An 18402-nucleotide genomic window follows, 5' to 3' on the forward strand; every position below is an offset into this window, starting at 1 on the left:
GCGGGCCGCCGCTGTTGCCGCCGATCATCGTGCCCAGCCCGCCCAAGGATCAGCCCTTGCCGGGGCTTGAGCAGAACCGCACGAAGATCAAGTCGCCGGGTGGTTAAACCTGCTGCGAGAGTAGCTGGCCGTCGGCCATGCGCAGGCGTTTTGACAGGGAGACGGCGAGGGCGCGGATAATCTTGGCGGCGATTTTCGGCGCGTCGTTGAGCATCTTTTCCAGGGAGTCCTTGCCCAGGTTCAGCAGCTGGCAATTGCTCGCGGCCACGCAACTGGCGGAGCGCCGTTCGCCATCGAGCACAGCCATTTCGCCGAACGCCCGACCGCTGCGCAGCGTGGCCATGGTCACCCGCTGCCCGTCGCTGTTGGTTTTTTGTACCGCGACCTGGCCGGTATGGATGATGCACATGAAACTGCCGGCATCGCCTTCGCGGAAGATCTCTTCGCCCTCGGCCACCGTGCTGATGCTGAAGTAGCCCGAGGCGGCTGCGAAGTCGGCGGGCAGCAGTTGATCGAACAGGCCACAGTCCATCAGCCAGTCGCGGATTTCGTTGTTCAGTAAGGTCGGTTCTGACATTTCGTCACGGTCTTTTGTTGTGTCTATACCGGTTTTTGAGTGGACTCAATCCCCTGTGGGAGCGGGCTTGCTCGCGAAGGGGGCGTGTCAGTCAACAGTGATTGCGACTGACACACCGCTTTCGCGAGCAAGCCCGCTCCCACATTAGAATTGTGTGGCAGCAGCCCCGGTGCTCTGGTGTTAAGACCGAATCACCGAGCCAAGTTCCTCAGGCAATGCCCAAAACCCCGAAAACAAATGCGTATTCGAGTGCTACGTCACGCAATCCCTGATAACGGCCACTCATTCCGCCATGCCCGGCGCCCAATTCGGTCTTGAGCAGCAGTTGATGGGTATCGGTTTTGGTCGCGCGCAATTTCGCTACCCACTTCGCCGCTTCCCAGTACTGCACGCGACTGTCGTTGTAGCCGGCGATCACCAGCGTCGCCGGATAAGCCTGCGCGGTGACGTTTTCGTACGGGGCGTAGGCCTTGATCCGATCATAAACGTCCGGCTCTTCAGGATTACCCCACTCGTCGTATTCCGTGACGGTCAGCGGCAGATCCGGGTCGAGCATCGTGTTCAACACATCGACGAACGGCACTTCGGCAATCGCCGCGCCGAACAGCTCCGGCCGCATGTTAAGCACCGCGCCGATCAACAACCCGCCGGCACTGCCGCCGCTGATCGCCAATTGCTGTGAGGTGGTGAAGCCGTTGGCGATCAGGTGCTCGGCGCAGGCGATGAAGTCGCTGAAGGTGTTGTGCTTGTGTTCCTGTTTGCCGGCGCGATACCAGGCTTCACCCAACTCGCCGCCGCCGCGCACGTGCGCAATGGCAAACGCCACGCCGCGGTCCAGCAGGCTCAGGCGCGCGTGGGAGAACCACGGGTCGAGGCTTTCGCCGTAGGCGCCGTAGCCGTACAGATAAAGGGGTGTCGGCTTGCCGAGGGCTTCGCGCTTGACCACCAGGCTGATCGGCACTTGCGTGCCGTCCGGTGCGGTCGCCCAAAGGCGCTGGCTGACATAGGCGTCGGCGTCGAACGGGCCGAGCACCGGGGTTTCCTTGAGCACTTTCTGTTCGCCGCTGACCAGGTCCAGTTGGCGGATTTGCGCCGGACGGTTCAATGCTTCATAGCGCAAGCGGATCCGCTCGCTGACGAACTCCAGGCTGTTTTGTACGTGCAGGCTGTAGGCCGCATCCGGCAATTGCACGCGGTAGCTCGGCAGGTCTTGCGGGTGAACCTCGATGATCGGCAAGCCGCCGACCCGCAGGCGCAGCGTCAGCGCGCCGGCGTTGAGGCTCATGCCGTCGATCATCGTGGTGTCGCTGTGGGGAATCAGGTTCTGCCAGTCGGCTTCGGTCGGCGCGACGCCGGTATCGACGGCCGTGTACAGGGCAAAGTTGATGCCGTCGCGGTTCGTGCGAATGAACCAGGTCCACTCGCCGTCGAGGGTGCCGTGGTCGACGTCGTACTCGTGGTCTTCGACCCGTGGCGCCACGCAGGTAAACGCCTGTTGCGGCTGGAACGCGTCGAGCACCCAGACTTCGCTGGTGGTCTTGCTGCCCAGCGCCAGCAGCAATTGCTGCTCCGAGCTTGAACGGTAGCAATGCATGAAGAAGCGGCCGTCCGGCTCATGGAACACTTCTTCGGCCGCCGTGCCGTCCAGTCGATAGCGGAACAGTTTGTGCGGGCGATGGGTGTCATCCAGTTCGCCGAAAAACAGCGTCAGGCTGTCGTTGGCCCAGGTCATGCTGCCATCGCAGTCGGCGAATTCCAGTTCGCTGACGCGGCCGCTGGATAATTCCTTCACGAACAGCGTGTAAATCTCATCGCCCGTGGTGTCGAGGCTGTAGGCCAGGCGCTGGTGGTCCGGGCTGATGCTGAACGCGCCGAGGGAAAAGAAACCGCCGTTGGCCAGTTCGTTCGGGTCCAGCAGCAGCTGTTCCTGGCTTTCGTCGAGTTGCAGGCTGTCATCCGCCGGGCGCGGGCAGCGGTAGTGACGGGCGTATTCGTCGCCGGCGGTGGTGCGCGTGTAATACAGATACGGGCCCCACGGGGAGGGCAGCGACAGGTCGGTTTCGAGAATCCGGCCCTTGATCTCTTCGAAGAGGGTTTCGCGCAGACCGGCCTGATCGGCGGTTTGCGCCTCTAGATAGCGGTTTTCAGCCTTGAGGTAATCGAGCACCACGTCGGTGTCGCGTTCCTGCAGCCAGGCATACGGGTCAGAACCTTCAGCCTTGTGGGCAATCGGGGCGCTGGTGATGTTGGCGGATTGGGGCATGAAGGGCTCTCGGGCGATGTACGGAATAGAGGGCTTCGCAGGCTATAGGCAAATGACGCAAATCCCTGTGGGAGCGAGCCTGCTCGCGAAAGCGGTGTGTCAGTCGCCATCAATGTTGCTGACAGGACGCCTTCGCCGGCAAGCCGGTCTCGCTCCCACAGGGTTTGTGCATAGCCGGCCGGCATTGGGGCAAGCCTGATGTGCGAAAAGTCGTTACTATAAGCGCCTCTTTGCCTGCCTTGCCATGGACACCATGACCGAGAACGACTATCTGATCGCTTGGGGCCTTTACGCCTTCGCCGCTTTAGGCTGCCTGTTGGTGTGGATGCGCATGACCCGCTGGATTTGGCGCTGGTTGCGCGAGCCTCTGCGGCTGCTGGTCGCTGTGTTGCTGTTCAGCCCGACGATCATCGATCCTGTGAAGGAAAAGGTCGCACCGGCCATCGCCATTACCACCCTCGATCTCGCGTTCAAGGTCGGCAACAACGCCTGGCGAGCGGTCTCCGACCTGTTCATGTACGGCATGATCGCCTTCGGCATTTACCTGGTGTTCGTGGCGATCCGATTCCCGATCGAACGCGCTTCCAACGCTCGCAAGGAACGCACGGCGGCCGCCAAGGCTGCGGCCCGGGCCGACGACCCTGACGACGATCATCCTTTCGGCGGTGCCGGTGATGACCGTTACGGTCGTCCGCCGGTCCCGAGCAACCCTCAGCGTATGCGCGTCGAACCGCGTTTGTAACCTTGCCCCTGCCTTACAGAGAGTCCGAGCATGTGTGAGTTATTGGGCATGAGCGCCAATGTGCCGACCGATATCGTGTTCAGCTTTACCGGGCTGATGCAGCGCGGCGGCCGCACAGGCCCGCACCGTGACGGTTGGGGCATCGCCTTTTATGAAGGCCGCGGCCTGCGCCTGTTCCAGGACCCGGCGGCGAGCAGCGAGTCTGAAGTCGCCAACCTGGTGCAACGTTATCCGATCAAGAGCGAAGTGGTCATCGGCCATATCCGCCAGGCCAACGTCGGCAAGGTCTGTCTGTCCAATACCCATCCGTTCGTGCGCGAACTGTGGGGGCGCAACTGGTGTTTCGCCCACAACGGCCAACTGGCGGACTTTCAGCCGATCACCAGCTTTTATCGCCCGGTCGGCGATACCGACAGTGAAGCGGCGTTCTGCGATCTGCTCAACCGCGTACGCGCGGCGTTCCCGGAACCGGTAGAGATCGAAACACTGCTGCCCGATCTGGTAGCCGCCTGCGCCGAATACCGTAGCAAAGGCGTGTTCAACTGCCTGCTCAGCGACGGCGATTGGCTGTTCTGCTATTGCTCGACCAAATTGGCGCAGATTACCCGTCGTGCACCGTTCGGCCCGGCGCGCTTGAAGGATGTCGACGTGATCGTCGATTTCCAGGCCGAAACCACGCCCAACGACGTGGTCACGGTCATCGCCACCGAGCCCCTGACCGAAAACGAAACCTGGACCCGCTACGAACCGGGCCAATGGAGCCTCTGGCGACGCGGTGAATGCGTCAGCCAGGGCAAGACCGAATAAGGATTCTCCCCCATGTTGCTCAGTTATCTACGGCTGGTGTTGTTCGCGGCGGGCCTGTTGATCGGCGTCCAGGTGCCGGGGTTCATCAACGACTACGCCAAGCGGGTCGAAGCGCACCTGATTGAGGCGCAGACCGGCTTGAGCGGTTTCCAGGGCACCGCCATTCAATTTTTCAAGGGTGACATGCAGGCCCTGGTCGCCCATTACCGCGCCAGCGAAGACCCGGTTTTCCGCAGCGATGCCGACAGCCTGAGCAACCTGCTGACCCGTCAACTGGCCCTCGATAAACAATTCCAGGCCATGCAAGGCCCGTGGTACATCCGCTTCCTGCAGGTTGTACTGGCCGCCGACCCGGATATCCGCAAGGAAACCTGGAACGGCTACAGCTACCAGATCCTGCTGACGCCGGAAGCGATGATCTGGGGCATGAGCGGCGCGTTGCTGCTGTCGTTCGGGATTGAATGCCTGTTCCGGCTGATCGACTGGGTGGTGCTGGGCGGCAAGCGCCTGCGCCAGAGTCGGCCGATTGAAGAGCGGGATTTACGCGGGTTGTAAGTGATCAGCGCGCAAGGACGATGTAGTTTTCGCCGACCTTGCGCGCATACCCCGCCAGCACCTGCTGACACAACGCCACAATCTCCTCGACCCATTCCGCCCCGGTCCGCCAGGACACCACCACCTGTAGATCCGGTGGCCGTTGATCGATGGCCAGCAAGGTCAATTCGCCGCGCGCCAGCTCCTCGGCCACCAGCACCGGTGGCAACGCGCCAATGCCGAAACCGTCCCGCAGCAGCCGGGTAATCGCCGACACCGAATTCACGCAGTTCAGCCGTGGCGTCATGACGCCATTGGCCTGCATCAACGCGAGCACCTCTTGATGCGGGTGTGAGTTTTTCGAGTAGGTAATGATCCGCTCCCGCGCCAGATCGGCCACGCTGGAATACTCGCGGTTGTAGATCGAGTTGCTGGCAGCGATCCAGCCCATCGGGTGACTGGCCAGCTCCAGGCTGCGCACGCTTTCCTGACGCAGCAGGTCGGTTTGCAGGATCAAGTCGAGGAAGCCTTTTTGCAGCTGATCGCAGAGGTTGAGCGAGGTATCGGCCACCAGCTCGATTTCCACCAGTGGATAGTGATCCGTCATCTGCGCTACCAACGGGCTCAGCCAGGTATGAATCACCGTGTCCATCACGCCAATGCGCACCCGGCCGACCTTGCTGGAGCGGGTCTCGATCGACTGCTTGAGCGCCTGCATGGTGTCCATCATCTGCTCGGCATGTTCGAGCACTTTCAAGCCTTCGGGCGTCAGGCTCACGCCGCGTGAATCGCGCAGGAACAGCTTCACCCCGAGTTCGCCTTCGAGCACGGCGATGCGGCTGGAAATCGACGCCTGGGTGGTGAAGAGCTTGTCGGCGGTCAGGCGAAAACTTTTGAGTCGGGCGACCCAGACGAAGGTCTCGAGAAACTTCAGGTTCATGGAGTCAGCTCGTGGATAAAGTTTTCTTATGTCTAAGGCGGGTTTTTATTAGTTGGACGCAATAGGGGCGTGCGCCCAAAAATCAGGCCATCCGGTTCCCACGATAGGCGTCGTCGGGGCTCAGAACAATACCAATAAAATTTGCACGGAGAGTTGCCATGAGTGCGCCCGACACCACCGTCATCCCGAAAGCCACGGCTCGCCCGGGACCTTTCGACTGGTACCGCAACATCAATCAGCAGGAACGCCGCACATTCTGGAGCTGCAAGATCGGCTACGGCCTGGACGGCATGGACACCCAGATGCTCAGCTTCGTGGTGCCGACCCTCATTGCGATGTGGGGCATCACCACCGGCGAGGCCGGGCTGATTCATACCAGTACGCTGATTGCCTCGGCCATCGGCGGCTGGGTGGCGGGTATTCTCTCCGACCGCATCGGCCGCGTGCGCACCTTGCAACTGACGGTGCTGTGGTTCGCCTTCTTCACCTTCCTCTGCGGCTTCGCGCAAAACTACGAACAACTGCTGATCAGCCGCACCTTGATGGGTTTCGGTTTTGGCGGCGAGTGGACCGCCGGCGCGGTGCTGATGGGTGAAGTGATTCGCGCCAAGGACCGTGGCAAAGCGGTGGGCATGGTGCAATCGGGCTGGGCGCTGGGTTGGGGGCTGACGGCGATCCTGTATGCGCTGCTGTTCTCGGTGTTGCCACCGGAAGACGCGTGGCGTGCACTGTTTATCCTCGGCATCGTCCCGGCGGTTTTCGTGATCTTCGTCCGTCGCCTGGTCAAGGACCCGGAAATCTACCGCGAAGCCAAAGCCAAACAGGAACCGAGCAACCCGGCGAAGTTCTACGAGATATTCGCCCCCGGCATCCTCTTCACCACGCTTCGCGCTTCGATACTGACCACCGGCGCACTGGGCGGTTACTACGCAATCACTTCCTGGCTGCCGACGTTCCTGAAGAACGAACGTGGTTTGAGCGTACTCGGCACGGGCGGTTATCTGGCGATGGTGATCGTCGGTTCCTACGTCGGTTACGTCATCAGCGCGTATTTGACTGACATCCTTGGCCGTAAGAAAAACTTCATTCTGTTCGCGGTGGGTTCGTTCACCATCGTGTTGCTCTACACACAATTGCCGGTCAGTAACGGCGTGATGCTGTGGCTGGGCTTTCCGTTGGGCTTCTTTGCCTCGGGGATTTTCAGCGGCATGGGTGCCTTCCTGACCGAGTTGTTTCCAACGCGGATTCGCGGTTCGGGCCAGGGCTTTTGCTACAACATAGGCCGGGCGCTGGCGGCGTTGTTTCCGCTGTTGATCGGCTTGCTCAGCCAGAAGGTGCCATTGAGCGTAGGCATCGGGGCGTTCGCGGCGGTTTCCTACGGGGTGGTGATCCTTGCGGCGTTGAGCCTGCCGGAAACCCGTGGCAAACAACTGGATGCGCAGTAATCTGCCCACATCTGAAAAGAACAAAACCTACAGGAGTGTTCACCGTGAGCCGCCTGCTATTGAACTGCGACATCGGCGAGAGCTTCGGCAACTGGACCATGGGTCTGGACGCCGAGGTCATGCCCTTTATCGATTGCGCCAACATCGCCTGCGGCTTTCACGCCGGCGATCCGAGCATCATGCGCAAGACCGTCAGCCTGGCCCTGAGCAACGGCGTGCAGATCGGCGCCCATCCGGCCTATCAGGATCTGGTCGGGTTCGGTCGTCGCTCCATGGCGTATACCGCCCAGGAACTTCAGGACATTCTGCACTATCAGATCGGCGCCCTCGACGGCCTCTGCCGGGCACAGGGCGGGCGTGTCAGCTACGTCAAACCCCACGGCGCGATGTACAACGACATGATGGCCAACCCGGCGCAATTGCGCGCCGTGCTGCAGGCCGTGGCGTCTTATGACAAGACGTTGCCGCTGATGCTGATGGCGACCCGCGACAATAGTGCCGCACAGCGATTGGGTGATGAATACGGCGTGACGTTGTGGTTCGAAGCGTTCGCCGATCGTGCCTATGACAGCGCCGGCATGCTGGTTTCGCGGCAACTGCCGGGTGCAGTGCATCACGACCCGGAAAAAATTATCGAACAGGCACTGACCATCGCCCGTGGTGACAACCTGACCGCTAGCGATGGCAGCGCCTTGCATCTACAGGCCAACACCCTGTGCGTACACGGTGACAACGCCAGTTCCGTGGCGGCCGTGCGGCGCATTCGCGAAGCCCTCGATCAGCAGAGTGCGCCATGAAACTTCGGGTGGAAGTGGTGGCGCTGGATTGCCTGATGGTGCGGCTGTTCGATGAGATCGCCGAAGCCAACATGCCGTGGATGCTCGCTGCCAGCGAAAACCTGCGTGCGGCGTTTGGTGCGCATCTGATCGATCTGGTGCCGTCGTATACGACGTTGATGGTGCATTACGATCTGACCGCATTGAGCCCGGCGCAGGCGCGGGAATTGATCGCCGAAGCACTGATCGATTTGTCGCCCAACACCCGCACCGGCGGAAAATGTCATGTGCTGCCGGTCTGGTATGACGTGAGCGTCGGTCCGGAATTACGCCTGTTGTCTCAGCGCAGCGGGCTGGCCGTGGAGGAGGTGATTCGCCGCCACAGTGACCGTGAATATCAGGTGTTCGCCTTGGGCTTCGCGCCGGGTTTTGCCTTTATGGGGTTGGTGGAAGAAGTCCTCGCCGCACCGCGCCTGAATACGCCGCGCAAAAAAGTCGCGGCCGGCAGCGTGGGGATCGCCGAACGGCAAACCGCTGCCTACCCGGTGGTGTCCCCCGGCGGCTGGAACCTGATCGGCCGCACCCCGGCCAAACTGTTCGACCGCGAACGCGATGGCTACAGCCTGATGCAACCGGGCGACACCGTGCGTTTTCAAGCGGTCAGCCACGCCGAGTTCATCAACCTGGGCGGTGACGACACGCCACTGGAGGCGCAGGCATGAGCCGGCTATCGATTGAAGCGAGCACACCGTTGTGCCTGTTGCAGGATGCCGGCCGTTTTGGCGTGCGGCATCTGGGCGTGACCCAGGGCGGCGGGCTGGATTGGCGCTCGATGTCCTGGGCCAACTGGCTGCTGGGCAATGCGCTGGATGCAGCGGTGATCGAAATCACACTCGGCGGATTTACCGTGGTGGCCGAGGACGATTGCTTGCTCGCGCTGGCCGGGGCGGACCTTGGCGCACAGCTTGACGGTCAGGCGCTGACGCCGTGGCGCAGTTTCAAGCTGCGCAAAGGTCAGCGTTTGCAGTTCACTCAGCCACTCTTGGGGGCGCGGGCTTATCTGGCGGCACCGGGCGGCTTTGATGCGCCGAAGGTGTTAGGCAGCAGCGCGACGGTGGTGCGTGAGGAGTTGGGTGGGCTGGACGGTATGGGGCGGGCGTTGGCCAAAGGTGCGTCGCTGAGCTATTCGGCTGAAGCGCCGTTGCTGATGCGCGAGTTGCCTCGCGAACAAGTACCGGACTTCAAATCCGATTTGCCACTGGACGTGGTACTCGGCGCGCAGATCGGCGAGTTCAGCGGCCAGAGTCTGTTCGATGCGTTCAACAGCGCCTGGACCCTCGACAGTCGCGCCGACCGCATGGGTATTCGCTTGCTGGGAACAGCGTTGCAGTACCAGGGCAAACCGATGATTTCCGAGGGCATTCCGCTGGGTGCGGTGCAGGTGCCGCCGGACGGGCAGCCGATTGTGCTGCTCAATGATCGGCAGACCATTGGCGGTTATCCGCGACTGGGGGCGTTGACGCCGTTGGCGCTGGCGCGGCTGGCGCAGTGTCTGCCGGGGGCGACGGTGCGGTTGCGGCCGGTGGTGCAGGATGTCGCGCATCGCGAACAGGTCGAGTATTTGCGCCGGTTTTCAGACCGCTAAAAGCATCGCGAGCAGGCTCACTCCCACAGTTGAACTTCTGCGAACACGTAATTTGTGTACGCTCAAAATCCAGTGTGGGAGCGAGCCTGCTCGCGATGGGGCCCTGGCGGACGGCAAAGATTACTTGGAAAGAAACCGCATCCCTTCCTCAAGCCCCCGCAACGTCAGCGGGTACATCTGATCATCAATCAAATCCCGAACGATATTGGTCGACGACGTATAGCCCCACGTATCTTTCGGATATGGGTTGATCCAGATGAGCTTCTTGTACTTCTCCTTGAACCGCTGCATCCACACGTAACCGGCTTCTTCGTTCCAGTGCTCGACGCTGCCGCCGGCCTGGGTGATTTCATAAGGCGCCATCGCCGCGTCACCGATGAAGATCACTTTGTAGTCGGCGCCGTACTTGTGCAGCAGGTCCTGGGTCGACGTGCGCTCGGAGGTGCGGCGCATGTTGTTCTTCCACACCGATTCATAAATGAAGTTGTGGAAGTAGAAGTACTCCAGGTGTTTGAACTCGGTCTTGCAGGCCGAGAACAACTCCTCGCAGATCTTCACGTGCGCATCCATCGAACCGCCGATGTCGAACAGCAGCAACAGCTTGACGGTGTTACGCCGCTCCGGCCGCATCTGGATACTCAACAGCCCGGCATCCTTGGCGGTGTGGTCGATGGTGCCATCGATGTCCAGTTCTTCGGCCGCACCCTGACGGGCGAACTTACGCAGCCGACGCAGGGCGACTTTGATGTTGCGCGTGCCCAGTTCCACCGAATCGTCGAGGTTCTTGTACTCGCGCTGATCCCAGACCTTGACCGCCTTGCCCTGGCGCTTGCCGGCATCGCCGACCCGAATGCCTTCCGGGTTGAAGCCGCCGGAACCGAACGGGCTGGTGCCGCCAGTGCCGATCCACTTGTTGCCACCGGCGTGGCGTTCTTTCTGTTCTTCCAGGCGTTTCTTGAATTCTTCGATCAGCTTGTCCAGCCCGCCAAGGGACTGGATCGCCGCCCGCTCTTCGTCGGTCAGCGAACGCTCGAATTCCTTGCGCAACCAGTCTTCAGGAATCAGGGCCTGAAGGTGATCGTCGAGTTTTTCCAGGCCATTGAAGTAAGCACCGAACGCTCGGTCGAACTTGTCGAAATGCTTTTCGTCCTTCACCAGAATCGCCCGGGACAGGTAGTAGAACTCGTCCATGTCGGCGAAGGTCACGCGCTGTTTCAGCGCGTTGATCAGGTCCAGCAGCTCGCGCACCGAGACGGGCACCTTGGCTGCACGCATTTCATTGAACAGGTTGAGCAACATGGCGTTAGCCCCTACTTAATCAGAGCTTAGCGAGTACCGCGACGACTCATGAACGCCAGGCGCTCAAGCAATTGCACGTCCTGTTCGTTCTTCACCAAAGCACCGGCCAGCGGCGGAATGGCCTTGGTCGGATCGCGTTCGCGCAGCACCGCTTCGCCGATATTGTCGGCCATCAGCAGCTTCAGCCAGTCCACCAGTTCTGAGGTCGATGGCTTCTTCTTCAGTCCCGGCACCTTGCGCACGTCGAAGAACACGTCCAGCGCTTCGCTGACCAGATCCTTCTTGATGTCCGGGTAGTGCACGTCGACGATTTTCTGCAGCGTGACGCGATCCGGGAACGCAATGTAGTGGAAGAAGCAGCGGCGCAGGAACGCGTCCGGCAGCTCTTTCTCGTTGTTGGAGGTAATGATGATGATCGGGCGCTTCTTGGCCTTGATGGTCTCGTCGATCTCGTAAACGTAGAACTCCATCTTGTCGAGTTCTTGCAGCAGGTCGTTCGGGAACTCGATGTCGGCCTTGTCGATTTCGTCGATCAGCAGAATCACCCGCTCTTCAGACTCGAAAGCCTCCCAGAGCTTGCCCTTCTTCAGGTAGTTGCGAACGTCATGGACCTTTTCGGTGCCCAGCTGCGAATCACGCAGGCGGCTGACCGCGTCGTACTCGTACAGGCCCTGATGCGCCTTGGTCGTGGATTTGATGTGCCAGGTGATCAGCTTGGCGCCGAAAGACTCGGCCAGTTGCTCGGCCAGCATGGTCTTGCCGGTGCCCGGCTCGCCCTTGACCAGCAGCGGACGCTCCAGGGTGATGGCGGCGTTGACCGCCAGCTTCAAGTCATCGGTGGCGACGTAGGCCTGGGTGCCTTCGAACTTCATCTGCTAATCCTCGAACGGTAACGCCGACCTGACAGGGCAGGGCGGGGCGCAATAATTGTAGTACCCGACTATAACGCGCTGCCCGGTCGACTGTGAACGCAGACGGCTTATTCAGTCTCTGAATGGGGCGTCACATCTTGACTCAGTCTCGGCGGCTGGCCAGTATTGAGCTATCGCCATTTTGGCGATAGCTTGCGGAGCATGTCTACTAAATATCGATTTCGCGATACGTACCGCATTCAGTTGCGAGAGAAGGACCATCCGCCGCCCCATGTCCACCTGACCGGTGGCGGGCTGGATGTGATGCTCAGCCTGGAAACGGTTGAAGTGATGGTCGGCAAGGCGCCGCCGTTGATTATCAAGGAAGCTCTGGAATGGGTCAGGACCCATCAGGTGCAGTTACTGGAGGACTGGAAACGATGTTACCCATGAAACGACCACGGTTGTCTGCCGTGCAGGCGTTGCCGGATTACCGTTTGGCGCTGACATTTATCGATGGTCAGCAATTGACGCTCGATTTGAGCCGTGACCTGCGTACCTATCCTGGATTGCAGCCGTTGCTGGAGGCGGGAGCTTTCGCCAGTGCAACCCTGGGCGATGATGGCTGGTGCGTCGAATGGCCTGAGCAGGATATCCAGATCGGCGCAGACACTGTTTATCTGGATGCACTCGCGCAAAACGCAGCGGATGAAAACACCCGGATCTTCATCGACTGGCGTGCGCGTACCGGGTTGCCGCTCAATCAGGCCGCCGAGGCTTTGGGGGTGAGTGCCCGCAGCATCACGCGTTACAGCAGTGGCCGTGAAGCCGTGCCCCGGTCATTGGCGCTGGCCTGTCTGGGGTGGGATTTTCTGCAGCTGCGAGATCCGGCGCGGGCAGCTGAAGAAACCGGCCGTTACACCGTTACACGCAAACCCTAACCGGCCTCCGGCTTCGGCCGTTCATACCGGGCATTGAAGGCCTGCACAAAACCGTTGCGTAAAATCTGCAAAAACGCGTGGAACGCGCTGATATCTTGCCGGTGAACGCTGCCACTCAATTCAACGCGCGTTGCAAACTGGTTCTTGCCCTGGTTTTTCAGCACGGTTTCGGAGCCACCGACAATGGCCTCCCAAATGGAGCGGAACAGCCCTTTGTCCTTGTTCTCGACGTCCTGTTGCCAGTTGAACACATCGACGTCTTTGAGCAGTGGCTTGATGTAGCCAGTCAATTGGGCTTTTTTCGCTTGCGCTTCAATCACTACATCACCATGCCCGGCATTGAAATCAAACTTGCCGTAGGCCGAGGCGAAGTCGTTCATGCGTTTGAGTTCGATGCCCGTGGCTCGTAGTCGGAACTGGAAATCCTCGAAGTCGCTCAGCGGATCGAAGGTTGCGCTGGTTTCCAGTGGCGCGTGCCCCAGCAGCAGCGCTTTGCCATCGAACCGTGCGTCGCGCTTGCCTTCCTTGTCGACGACGTTGGTCAGGTTGTAAATGCTGGCGTTGACCTGGGTGGCGTTCATGTTCACGGGGGGCTTGGAATTGAAGTTCCGGAAGCTGATCTTGCCGTCGCTGATCCGCACTTCGTTCAGGGTGATCGGTAGCAATTTCTCCAATTGTGCCCGCCAATCGGTGCCTTCACCGGTCTGGGAGTTTTTCTTGTTGGCGCCGCCGTCGACGAAGTTCACTTCGGGTTTGACGAACTGCGCCTTGGCCACCACGGCGTGGTCGTACCAGAGCGAGTGCCAACTGACGGAAAGATCGATCAGCGGCGCATTGACGAAAGGCACCGGGACCTTGCCTTCGACCTTGACGATTTTCAGCCCGTTGATTTTGTAGGCGCCGCGCCACAGGGCCAGGTCCACGTCGGTGATCTGCCCGCGATAGTCACCCATATTCGCCAATCGTTCGTTCAGGTAGTCACGCACCAGATAGGGCAGGGCGATGTGCAGGGCAAACAGCAACATGAGGAGGCCGGCGAGGGTCCACAGAGGCCAACTGTATCGACGCTTCATGGCGGCAAATCTCTGGCGGTGTAATGCGATTGACTGCTGTGCGGGCCGGACGTTCGACTGACTGGACGACCACGGGCAACAGGCATACCGTGGAGGGCTAATTCAACGCTGCATAAGGACCCAGCTATGAGCCGTATCTTTGCTGACAACGCCCATTCCATCGGCAATACGCCGCTGGTGCAGATCAACCGCATTGCGCCGCGTGGCGTGACCATCCTGGCCAAGATCGAGGGGCGCAACCCTGGTTACTCGGTGAAGTGCCGGATTGGCGCGAACATGATCTGGGACGCCGAAAGCACCGGCAAACTCAAGCCTGGCATGACCATCGTCGAACCGACCTCCGGCAACACCGGCATTGGCCTGGCGTTTGTCGCCGCCGCACGGGGCTACAAGTTGATGCTGACCATGCCGGCGTCCATGAGCATCGAACGGCGCAAAGTGCTCAAGGCGTTGGGCGCCGAACTGGTACTGACCGAGCCGGCCAAAGGCATGAAAGGTGCGATCGAAAAGGCCACTGAAATGGTTGCCAGCGACCCGTCCCTCTACTTCATGCCGGCGCAATTCGAAAACCCGGCCAACCCGGCCATTCACGAGAAAACCACTGGTCCGGAAATCTGGAACGACACCGACGGTGCCGTTGATGTGCTGGTGGCCGGCGTCGGAACAGGCGGAACCATTACGGGGGTTTCGCGGTATATCAAGAATACCCAGGGCAAACCGATTCTCTCGGTGGCAGTGGAGCCCGTGGTGTCTCCGGTGATCACGCAAGCGCTGGCCGGTGAAGAGATCAAGCCTAGTCCTCACAAGATCCAGGGCATCGGTGCCGGCTTTGTGCCGAAGAACCTCGATCTGTCGATGGTGGACCGGGTCGAGTTGGTCACCGATGACGAATCCAAGGCGATGGCTTTGCGCTTGATGCAGGAGGAAGGGATTTTGTGCGGCATCTCTTGCGGTGCGGCCATGGCTGTGGCCGTGCGCCTGGCCGAAACGCCGGAAATGCAGGGCAAGACCATCGTGGTGATTCTGCCGGACTCCGGTGAGCGTTACCTGTCGAGCATGCTGTTCAGCGATCTTTTTACCGAGCAGGAGAATCAGCAGTAATCGTGAACAAATCAAAGCAGTGATGTTTCGATTTTGATCCCGACAAGTGGGCTGATCCAGGTCAGCCCCCGTTCAGGAGACATATGTTAAGAAGTGCGTTGTTGCACAATCTTTAACAGTGAATGTTGAGGAAAGCGGGTTTTTCCCGAGGCCGGTAGTGTTTATCATGGCCGACTGCCACGTCGGGTAAATGGCGTAGTGCAGAGTTGCTAATTCTCAAGGAGTTGTAGATGACCTTTACCATTGCCGCGAAGGCATCGCTGTTGCTGCTGTTCCTCGGCAGTACCCTCTATGTGCACTTGCGCGGCAAGGCGCGATTGCCGGTCTTGCGTCAGTTCGTCAACCACTCCGCTTTGTTCGCACCGTACAACGCCTTGATGTACCTGTTCTCCAGCGTGCCATCCAAACCCTATCTGGATCGCAGCAAGTTCCCGGAACTTGATGTGCTCAAGGACAATTGGGAAGTCATCCGCGACGAAGCGATGCACCTGTTTGATGAGGGTTACATTCGCGCCGCCGAGAAAAACAACGATGCCGGTTTTGGCTCGTTCTTCAAGAAAGGCTGGAAGCGTTTCTACCTCAAGTGGTACGACAAACCCCTGCCATCGGCCGAAACGCTGTGCCCGAAAACCGTGGCCCTGGTCAGCAGCATTCCCAACGTCAAAGGCGCCATGTTCGCCTTGCTGCCGGGTGGCAGCCATCTCAACCCGCACCGCGATCCGTTTGCCGGTTCCCTGCGTTATCACCTGGGGTTGTCGACTCCGAATTCCGATGATTGCCGCATCTTTGTCGACGGTCAGGAATACGCCTGGCGTGATGGCGAAGACGTGATGTTCGACGAAACCTATGTGCACTGGGTCAAGAACGAAACGGAGAGGACCCGGGTCATTCTGTTCTGCGACATCGAACGTCCGTTGAGCAACCGTATCATGACCCGCATCAACCGCTGGATCAGCAGCCTGCTCGGTCGCGCCACTGCGCCGCAGAACCTCGATGACGAGCGTGTCGGCGGGATTAACCGGGCCTACGCCTGGAGCAAGAACTCCAGCGACAAAGTCAGCGGCGTGGTCAAGCAGTGGAAGCGGCGCAATCCTAAAGCCTACCGTGTGCTGCGGCCGGTGCTCGCGGTGGTGGTGTTGACGTTGTTGGGGTATTGGTTGTTTGGGTGAAACCGGACTTTGGATAAAGAACCGCTCCTTGTGAGCGGTTTTTTTATGAGGAAAAGGTGAACGAAGCTCCAGCGAGAACGCCCATCGGCTCTTCTGTTACCGGGTTTGCCAGTGTATCTCTGATGCGACGCAAAACACTTTCTGGCAACTCAGTGGGTGGTCGCTTCGGAGTTGCCTTGATCGGTTGTCTATCTGCAATATTTTTTTCAGCGAGAGCTTTCATTGAATCTCCAGCGTTGATCATTAAATGAGCAGTTGGCCCGATATTAGTCGCACTCCATAAGCATCACAAGCCGACCCTCTGTGTCGAATTCAAAACCAAGCTGCTGATAGATGGCGATGGCACCCTTTACAGGTTCCTGTACTTCGATCTGTCTGCAGCCAATGATTTGTGCAAAGTGAGTAACAGCGGTCAGTGCGAGTGAAGCAATCAGACTTTTCAGGGGATGACCTCTTTCTGGATTACCCTCCAATCGCACGATCTTTACTCGTTGACGACTCTGGTTTGGATTCGCAAAACACAGCCCGCATAACTCCAGATCAAACCAGATCGCCAGATCAAAACACATTGGCTCTTTTGCCTTCCATCCAACGACCTCACTCCATGAATAGTGCGGATCATTCCAGTGCTGGAATGCATTCAATGCCTGTGCGTTGATTGGTTCGAAACGAATCCTGGAAAAATCGAAGCCGACTTGCCCTCCATGCTCCAGTTCTTGATGAAGTCGGGATAGGGTGGCAATTGCCAGCTTTCGAGCATTTGATCTGTACAGCTGATACCGAAGTTGAGTCCGTTCCCTTGGCATTAAATCTTTGTCATTCCATATTCCCACTATCGGGCGTTTGCTTTCCTCTCCAAGGTAGAACGCGGAGAACAACCTGTATCTACTGGCCCTTTGTCCAAGTCATTGCAATCCATGTCGAGCGCTGGTTATAGTCGGCGCTCGGTGATTTCCATTCACCGTCCATCCCATCAAAAAAAGATCAGCCCATGCCTGCTTCCCTCATCAACGCGGTAGTCGATTCAGCGGTCCACGCTGGCGTCGTGCCGTGCGGGGATCAGCAACCTGCGCAGATCAGTCATTACCCCCCACCTGTCCGTAGCACGCCGGTGTACGCAGTCGTATCACCGCCGGGCGTTGGCGTTTCGGGCTGATCAGCTTTCCCTGCTGTTCCCATGCCCTTCTAAAAGCGTTCGCCTGAAAAACTACTGGATTTCAGCTTCGGCTGAGTTGGCTTTTTATGCCTGACTACAGGTGGTATTCATGTTTGTCCTTTCGAAAAAATCCGCGCTCGCGGCGGCGTCCACGAGCCTGTTCGTTTTGCTGTGGAGCAGCGGGGCGATCTTCTCCAAATGGGGCCTGGCCCACGCGTCTCCCTTCGCTTTTTTGCTGATTCGTTTCGCCATCGCGCTTTGTGGATTGGTGCTGCTGGTGCCATTGCTCAAGCTGAAACTGCCCAAGGGTGGCAAGCCGATGCTGTATGCGATGGCCACTGGCGTGGTGTTGCTGGGTGCTTATCAGATTTTCTATCTGCTGGCCCTGGACCTGAAGGTCACGCCGGGCGTGATGGCCACGATCATGGGTGTGCAGCCCATCCTCACGGTGGTGATCATGGAGCGCCAGCGCTCAGCGAACCGGGTGTTCGGTTTGATGCTGGGTTTGGCTGGATTGATCATGGTGGTGTATCAGGGCATTGGTCTGGCCGGCATGTCGCTGGCCGGGATGTTTTTCGGTTTGCTGGCGTTGGCGAGCATGACGTTCGGTTCGATCATGCAGAAACGCATCACCGATAATCCCCTCGGTACGCTGCCGGTGCAGTATCTGGCGGGGCTGTTGTTGTGCGGGATCTTCGTGCCGTTCCAGCCCTTTCACTTTGAACGCAGCAGCGGTTTCATCGTGCCGGTGTTGTGGATGGGATTGGTGGTGTCGGTGTTGGCGACGTTGTTGCTGTATCGGCTGATCGCCCGGGGCAATCTGGTGAATGTCACCAGTCTGTTTTATCTGGTGCCGGCGGTGACTGCGGTGATGGATTATCTGTTTTTCGGCAACCAACTTGCGGTGTTGAGCATGGTGGGGATGGTGCTGATTATTGTTGGTCTGGGGGTGGTGTTTCGTCAGGCGGGGTAGAGCGGTTGGGGGGGCATATCCGTTTTTTTTGTGATGGCTGCTGGCGGTTTCGCTTTTACAGCGAGTCACTTGGAAGAGCCCCAAGTAACCAAGGGCTCTTGCCCCTTTCG

At 59.3% G+C, this 18402-nt stretch carries 21 protein-coding genes; 13 read left to right on the forward strand and 8 right to left on the reverse strand.

Annotation, left to right across the window (positions count from 1 at the left end):
* Positions 1-103: 103 nt before the first annotated feature.
* Positions 104-577, reverse strand: coding sequence for a cyclic nucleotide-binding domain-containing protein (locus tag PMI32_RS01770; protein ID WP_008035048.1), 474 nt, complete (start codon positions 575-577; stop codon positions 104-106).
* A 208-nt stretch (positions 578-785) separates the two neighbouring features.
* The gene (locus tag PMI32_RS01765) at positions 786-2840 is read right to left on the reverse strand and encodes a S9 family peptidase (protein ID WP_008035050.1); all 2055 of its coding nucleotides are present in this window, start codon (positions 2838-2840) and stop codon (positions 786-788) included.
* A gap of 244 nt (positions 2841-3084) precedes the next feature.
* Between PMI32_RS01765 and PMI32_RS01760 the strand changes: the two genes are divergently transcribed.
* The 3 genes from PMI32_RS01760 to PMI32_RS01750 are packed head-to-tail and all read left to right on the forward strand — an operon-like array spanning position 3085 to position 4944.
* Entirely contained in the window at positions 3085-3582 is a 498-nt protein-coding gene (locus tag PMI32_RS01760; protein ID WP_008035052.1) for a hypothetical protein, read from the forward strand.
* Positions 3583-3612: 30 nt separating this feature from the next.
* Entirely contained in the window at positions 3613-4389 is a 777-nt protein-coding gene (locus PMI32_RS01755; RefSeq protein ID WP_008035054.1) for a class II glutamine amidotransferase, read from the forward strand.
* Positions 4390-4401: 12 nt separating this feature from the next.
* A complete protein-coding gene (locus tag PMI32_RS01750) occupies positions 4402-4944 on the forward strand; it encodes a DUF2937 family protein (protein ID WP_008035055.1) in 543 nt (180 codons plus the stop codon).
* Positions 4945-4948: 4 nt separating this feature from the next.
* Here PMI32_RS01750 and PMI32_RS01745 read toward each other — a convergent pair whose 3' ends face one another.
* Entirely contained in the window at positions 4949-5863 is a 915-nt protein-coding gene (locus PMI32_RS01745) for a LysR family transcriptional regulator (RefSeq protein WP_008035056.1), read from the reverse strand.
* A gap of 158 nt (positions 5864-6021) precedes the next feature.
* Here PMI32_RS01745 and PMI32_RS01740 point away from each other — a divergent pair, with 158 nt between their 5' ends.
* From PMI32_RS01740 to PMI32_RS01725, 4 genes are read left to right on the forward strand one after another with little or no spacing between them, the layout of a single operon-like run.
* Positions 6022-7308, forward strand: a complete 1287-nt coding sequence (locus PMI32_RS01740) for an MFS transporter (RefSeq protein WP_008035057.1) — start codon at positions 6022-6024, stop codon at positions 7306-7308.
* Positions 7309-7352: 44 nt separating this feature from the next.
* Positions 7353-8105: a 5-oxoprolinase subunit PxpA gene (locus PMI32_RS01735; RefSeq protein ID WP_008035059.1), complete on the forward strand. Its 753-nt coding sequence runs from the start codon at positions 7353-7355 to the stop codon at positions 8103-8105.
* Complete coding sequence (locus PMI32_RS01730) at positions 8102-8806, forward strand: 5-oxoprolinase subunit B family protein (protein ID WP_008035061.1); 705 nt, start codon at positions 8102-8104, stop codon at positions 8804-8806. Before PMI32_RS01735 ends, PMI32_RS01730 begins: the two co-directional genes overlap by 4 nt.
* Positions 8803-9729 carry a 5-oxoprolinase subunit C family protein gene (locus tag PMI32_RS01725; protein ID WP_008035062.1) on the forward strand — a complete coding sequence of 309 codons (927 nt, stop codon included), beginning with the start codon at positions 8803-8805 and terminating at the stop codon, positions 9727-9729. The genes PMI32_RS01730 and PMI32_RS01725 overlap by 4 nt, the downstream gene beginning before the upstream one ends.
* 120 nt (positions 9730-9849) lie before the next feature.
* On the opposite strand, the gene PMI32_RS01720 is transcribed toward PMI32_RS01725, so the two are convergent.
* A complete protein-coding gene (locus tag PMI32_RS01720) occupies positions 9850-11028 on the reverse strand; it encodes a vWA domain-containing protein (RefSeq protein ID WP_008035063.1) in 1179 nt (392 codons plus the stop codon).
* A 26-nt stretch (positions 11029-11054) separates the two neighbouring features.
* Positions 11055-11900: an AAA family ATPase gene (locus tag PMI32_RS01715; protein WP_008035065.1), complete on the reverse strand. Its 846-nt coding sequence runs from the start codon at positions 11898-11900 to the stop codon at positions 11055-11057.
* A gap of 201 nt (positions 11901-12101) precedes the next feature.
* On the opposite strand from PMI32_RS01715, the gene PMI32_RS01710 reads away from it, so the two are divergent.
* A complete protein-coding gene (locus PMI32_RS01710; protein ID WP_032829218.1) occupies positions 12102-12332 on the forward strand; it encodes a DUF4160 domain-containing protein in 231 nt (76 codons plus the stop codon).
* Positions 12320-12820, forward strand: a complete 501-nt coding sequence (locus tag PMI32_RS01705; RefSeq protein ID WP_008035069.1) for a DUF2442 domain-containing protein — start codon at positions 12320-12322, stop codon at positions 12818-12820. Before PMI32_RS01710 ends, PMI32_RS01705 begins: the two co-directional genes overlap by 13 nt.
* Here the strand turns inward: PMI32_RS01705 and PMI32_RS01700 are convergent.
* Positions 12817-13893 (reverse strand): DUF748 domain-containing protein, encoded by a 1077-nt coding sequence (locus PMI32_RS01700; protein ID WP_008035071.1) that lies wholly within the window; start codon positions 13891-13893, stop codon positions 12817-12819. The two genes, PMI32_RS01705 and PMI32_RS01700, sit on opposite strands and share 4 nt — an antisense overlap.
* Before the next feature lie 126 nt (positions 13894-14019).
* On the opposite strand from PMI32_RS01700, the gene cysK reads away from it, so the two are divergent.
* Both cysK and PMI32_RS01690 read left to right on the forward strand, forming a co-directional pair.
* Positions 14020-14994: a cysteine synthase A gene (gene cysK, locus PMI32_RS01695; RefSeq protein ID WP_008035073.1), complete on the forward strand. Its 975-nt coding sequence runs from the start codon at positions 14020-14022 to the stop codon at positions 14992-14994.
* Between the two features lie 230 nt (positions 14995-15224).
* A complete protein-coding gene (locus PMI32_RS01690; RefSeq protein WP_008035075.1) occupies positions 15225-16163 on the forward strand; it encodes an aspartyl/asparaginyl beta-hydroxylase domain-containing protein in 939 nt (312 codons plus the stop codon).
* Positions 16164-16206: 43 nt separating this feature from the next.
* Here PMI32_RS01690 and PMI32_RS30375 read toward each other — a convergent pair whose 3' ends face one another.
* On the reverse strand, positions 16207-16386 hold the full coding sequence (locus PMI32_RS30375; protein ID WP_157214384.1) for a hypothetical protein: 180 nt from the start codon (positions 16384-16386) through the stop codon (positions 16207-16209).
* 43 nt (positions 16387-16429) lie between these two features.
* Positions 16430-16969, reverse strand: a complete 540-nt coding sequence (locus PMI32_RS0129300) for a hypothetical protein (protein ID WP_032829219.1) — start codon at positions 16967-16969, stop codon at positions 16430-16432.
* 185 nt (positions 16970-17154) lie between these two features.
* Here PMI32_RS0129300 and PMI32_RS30480 point away from each other — a divergent pair, with 185 nt between their 5' ends.
* Positions 17155-17319 (forward strand): hypothetical protein, encoded by a 165-nt coding sequence (locus PMI32_RS30480; protein WP_177318199.1) that lies wholly within the window; start codon positions 17155-17157, stop codon positions 17317-17319.
* Positions 17320-17428: 109 nt separating this feature from the next.
* Entirely contained in the window at positions 17429-18292 is an 864-nt protein-coding gene (locus PMI32_RS01685; protein ID WP_008035076.1) for a DMT family transporter, read from the forward strand.
* Positions 18293-18402 lie beyond the last annotated feature (110 nt).

Origin of the sequence: Pseudomonas sp. GM60 (genome assembly GCF_000282415.1) — a bacterium.
Classification (GTDB): domain Bacteria; phylum Pseudomonadota; class Gammaproteobacteria; order Pseudomonadales; family Pseudomonadaceae; genus Aquipseudomonas; species Aquipseudomonas migulae.

What these genes read in the sequence shown, in the direction of transcription:
- PMI32_RS01685 (WP_008035076.1), top strand. Translation starts at nt 17,429, where the DNA reads ATGTTTGTCCTTTCGAAAAAATCCGCGCTCGCGGCGGCGTCCACGAGC.
- cysK (WP_008035073.1), top strand. Translation starts at nt 14,020, where the DNA reads ATGAGCCGTATCTTTGCTGACAACGCCCATTCCATCGGCAATACGCCG.
- PMI32_RS01710 (WP_032829218.1), top strand. Translation starts at nt 12,102, where the DNA reads ATGTCTACTAAATATCGATTTCGCGATACGTACCGCATTCAGTTGCGA.
- PMI32_RS01690 (WP_008035075.1), top strand. Translation starts at nt 15,225, where the DNA reads ATGACCTTTACCATTGCCGCGAAGGCATCGCTGTTGCTGCTGTTCCTC.
- PMI32_RS01750 (WP_008035055.1), top strand. Translation starts at nt 4,402, where the DNA reads ATGTTGCTCAGTTATCTACGGCTGGTGTTGTTCGCGGCGGGCCTGTTG.
- PMI32_RS01740 (WP_008035057.1), top strand. Translation starts at nt 6,022, where the DNA reads ATGAGTGCGCCCGACACCACCGTCATCCCGAAAGCCACGGCTCGCCCG.
- PMI32_RS30480 (WP_177318199.1), top strand. Translation starts at nt 17,155, where the DNA reads ATGCCTGCTTCCCTCATCAACGCGGTAGTCGATTCAGCGGTCCACGCT.
- PMI32_RS01715 (WP_008035065.1), bottom strand. Translation starts at nt 11,900, where the DNA reads ATGAAGTTCGAAGGCACCCAGGCCTACGTCGCCACCGATGACTTGAAG.
- PMI32_RS01755 (WP_008035054.1), top strand. Translation starts at nt 3,613, where the DNA reads ATGTGTGAGTTATTGGGCATGAGCGCCAATGTGCCGACCGATATCGTG.
- PMI32_RS0129300 (WP_032829219.1), bottom strand. Translation starts at nt 16,969, where the DNA reads ATGCCAAGGGAACGGACTCAACTTCGGTATCAGCTGTACAGATCAAAT.
- PMI32_RS01720 (WP_008035063.1), bottom strand. Translation starts at nt 11,028, where the DNA reads ATGTTGCTCAACCTGTTCAATGAAATGCGTGCAGCCAAGGTGCCCGTC.
- PMI32_RS01725 (WP_008035062.1), top strand. Translation starts at nt 8,803, where the DNA reads ATGAGCCGGCTATCGATTGAAGCGAGCACACCGTTGTGCCTGTTGCAG.
- PMI32_RS01745 (WP_008035056.1), bottom strand. Translation starts at nt 5,863, where the DNA reads ATGAACCTGAAGTTTCTCGAGACCTTCGTCTGGGTCGCCCGACTCAAA.
- PMI32_RS01770 (WP_008035048.1), bottom strand. Translation starts at nt 577, where the DNA reads ATGTCAGAACCGACCTTACTGAACAACGAAATCCGCGACTGGCTGATG.
- PMI32_RS01700 (WP_008035071.1), bottom strand. Translation starts at nt 13,893, where the DNA reads ATGAAGCGTCGATACAGTTGGCCTCTGTGGACCCTCGCCGGCCTCCTC.
- PMI32_RS01765 (WP_008035050.1), bottom strand. Translation starts at nt 2,840, where the DNA reads ATGCCCCAATCCGCCAACATCACCAGCGCCCCGATTGCCCACAAGGCT.
- PMI32_RS30375 (WP_157214384.1), bottom strand. Translation starts at nt 16,386, where the DNA reads ATGAAAGCTCTCGCTGAAAAAAATATTGCAGATAGACAACCGATCAAG.
- PMI32_RS01705 (WP_008035069.1), top strand. Translation starts at nt 12,320, where the DNA reads ATGTTACCCATGAAACGACCACGGTTGTCTGCCGTGCAGGCGTTGCCG.
- PMI32_RS01730 (WP_008035061.1), top strand. Translation starts at nt 8,102, where the DNA reads ATGAAACTTCGGGTGGAAGTGGTGGCGCTGGATTGCCTGATGGTGCGG.
- PMI32_RS01760 (WP_008035052.1), top strand. Translation starts at nt 3,085, where the DNA reads ATGGACACCATGACCGAGAACGACTATCTGATCGCTTGGGGCCTTTAC.